This window comes from Flavobacteriales bacterium (genome assembly GCA_013214975.1).
GTDB lineage: Bacteria > Bacteroidota > Bacteroidia > DT-38 > DT-38 > DT-38.
The window spans coordinates 1-3,098 of the sequence record JABSPR010000339.1 but is presented as its reverse complement, the minus strand read 5'-3'; the positions used below and the strand labels follow the sequence as shown (position 1 = coordinate 3,098).

2 protein-coding genes are annotated in these 3,098 nt (G+C 34.4%); both read left to right on the top strand.

The window, feature by feature from the left end:
• The coding region (locus tag HRT72_10905) for a glycosyltransferase (GenBank protein NQY68213.1) at window positions 1–2,130 on the top strand (2,130 nt) is incomplete at its 5' end.
• On the top strand, window positions 2,127–2,960 hold the full coding sequence (locus HRT72_10900) for a sulfotransferase family 2 domain-containing protein (GenBank protein NQY68212.1): 834 nt from the start codon (window positions 2,127–2,129) through the stop codon (window positions 2,958–2,960). The genes HRT72_10905 and HRT72_10900, both read left to right, overlap by 4 nt.
• The last annotated feature ends 138 nt before the right edge of the window (window positions 2,961–3,098 follow it).

Below are 3,098 nucleotides of genomic sequence, written 5' to 3'. Positions count from 1 at the left end.
TTTAATTTAAAAGAATATGTAGGCAACAACCCAATAGTTAGCGAAGCCATAGATAAAGGTGAAGTAGAGTCTGCATTCGATCATTACATAAATACTGGAGTAATCGATCATTTAGAAAATGATATTTCAATAACTGATACGAATAGAACTGAAACACAAAATACTATCCCCGAAGACATTTCTGTTTGTAGCCCACTAGATGTTCCTTTGTTTGACACACCTGTTGTTAGTATAATAATACCCGTATATAATCAAGCTAACTATTCTTACTCGTGTGTTGAATATATAATTAAGAACACTAATGTGCCCTTCGAGGTAATTATAATGGACGATAATTCTTCAGACGAGAATGCAATAAACCTACTAGATTATATTAAAAATGTACAATTTATTCGCAACGAAGAAAATTTGGGCTTCTTAAATAATTGCAATAAAGGAGCGAATCTAGCTAAAGGCAAATATGTTCTTTTCTTAAATAACGATACTAACGTCCAGCCAGAATGGCTATCTAGTTTAGTAGATCTAATTGAGTCAGACGACAACATTGGAATGGTTGGTTCTAAACTTATTTACCCAGACGGCCGTCAACAAGAAGCGGGAGGAATTATTTGGGACGATGCCAGTGGATGGAATTTCGGGAGATTGGCCGATCCGGATATGGCAGAGTTTAATTATGTAAAAGAAGTAGATTATATATCTGGTGCTGCCCTTATGATAAGAAAAGACCTTTGGGATACAATTGGAGGATTTGACAAACAGTACGCGCCAGCCTATTACGAAGATACCGATTTGGCCTTTGAAGTCCGTAAGCATGGGTACAAAGTTCTTTACCAGCCCAAATCGGTAGTTGTGCATTTCGAAGGAGTATCTCACGGTACAGATACAGAATCTGGTATAAAGCAATATCAGGTTGTTAATCATGATAAATTCTTTACAAAATGGAAAGATGTATTAGAAAACGAACACTTTGCAAATGCACAGGATGTGTTTTTATCTAGAGACAGAAGTAGTAAGAAGCCACATGTTTTGTTTGTAGACCACTACTTACCTCATTATGATAAGGATGCCGGTTCTAAAGCAGCCTCGCAGTATCTTCAAATTTTAGTTAATGCTGGAATGCAAGTTCATTTTATAGGTGATAACTTCTGGCATTACCCAGATACACCTTATTTAAATAGTTTGACTGATCAAGGTATTGAAGTTTTATGTGGTAACTGGTATGCCGAAAACTGGCAACAATGGTTAATCGATAATGGGAAATATTTCGACTATGTAATCCTATCCAGACCACATATATCCGTTAAATACATCGACATTATTAAAGAGTGTTCTGATGCGAAAATCATTTACTTAGGTCATGACTTACATTTCCTTAGAGAAGAAAGAGAATATGCCATCAAGCAAGATGAAAGTTATTTAGAGAATAGTAAAAAATGGAAGACACAAGAGCTAGACTTAATCTCTAAATCAGACGTTTCCTATTATTTCTCGGATATAGAAAAAACTGTTATTCAGGAAATTGATGACAAACTTAATGTAGACGTTGTACCTCTTTATATCTACGAACGATTTGAAGAGATAAAATATGAGGCAGAAAGCCGAAAAGACATCATGTTTGTTGGAGGCTTTTCTCATAGACCGAACGTAGATGCTGTAATCTGGTTTGTTACTGAAATATTTCCAGCAATTAAAGAGGCTAATAGCGATATCCATTTTCACATCATAGGTTCAAGTCCTCCGGAGGAGATAATAAATTTAACTTGCAATGAAATAACAGTTACCGGCTTTGTATCAGACCAAAAGCTTTCCGAATACTATAGTAACATAAGATTGGTAATTGCTCCTTTAAGATATGGTGCTGGCGTTAAAGGGAAAATCATTGATTCTCTCTATAATGGAGTGCCACTCGTCACAACGACTATAGGAGCCGAGGGGTTATCAAACCCAGAAGAGTTTATGGGTCTCGCAAATACCCACGACGAATTTTCATTTCAAGTAAACAAATTGTATACCGACTTTAAAAAATTGAACGAATTAAGTGCCTTGTCAAACACTTATTGTCAAGAGAACTTCTCTACAAAATTTGCTAAAAAACAAATGGCAAATGTTATCACTGAATTTTCATCATGAATAAAAGAAATGTAATAATTCATGCTCATATCTTTAAGAATGCAGGCACCACCTTCGATCATTCTTTAAGGGGTAATTTCAAAGATTCTTTTATTGACCATCGTGAAGACGACTTAGTAAGAAATGATCCCGATTTCTTTGAAGGTTATTTAAATCAAAATAAACATGTGAATGCCTTTTCTAGTCACTCTGTATATCATAAACCAATTGGATTAAAAAACACTGATCTTCATGTAATCCATTTTTTTCGTCACCCAGTTGAAAGAATTACCTCCGTATACAATTTTGAAAAGAAGCAAGAGCTAAATCAAAATTCCAATTTAGGTGTACAAAAGGCACACGAATTAAATTTCGAGGAATATATTACTTGGAGAATGTCTGATGAAGCTCCACCAACGATTAAAAACCTTCAAACAATATTTTTAAGCGGTATGGGGCCTAACCATAATCTGATTGAGCAAAAGTTTGAAGCAGCAACTAACTATATCAACTCAAACCCACTATTAGGTGTCGTTAATCGCTATGATGAAAGTATTGTTGTTATGGAAGAACGTTTGAAACAGTTCATCCCTAATATTGACTTATCTTACGTCAGACAAAATGTGACAGATAAGAACATAGGATTGTCTCTTTTTGAAAAACTTAAAAAACTCGAATCTCTATTAGGTGATAAATTCTTAGATGTAGTGACAAAAAACTCTTACGATCTTGATTTATATCATTTATCAAATCATTTCCTCGATATGAACATCAACGATATAAGTAACTTCCAAGAAAAGCTTGCAGATTTTGAACTAAGGTGTCGTGTTAAATTAGCAGCAAGAAACTAATTATCTAAGAAATTATTAATGCAAGAAAAAGGGAATCTCGGACAAGTTAATATTGACTCACTTCATGGTTGGGCATTCAAAGAAAGAGTTACAGAATCAGTCAATCTTACCTTAATAATAGATAATAAACCTATCGAT

What these genes read in the sequence shown, in the direction of transcription:
- HRT72_10900 (NQY68212.1), top strand. Translation starts at nt 2,127, where the DNA reads ATGAATAAAAGAAATGTAATAATTCATGCTCATATCTTTAAGAATGCA.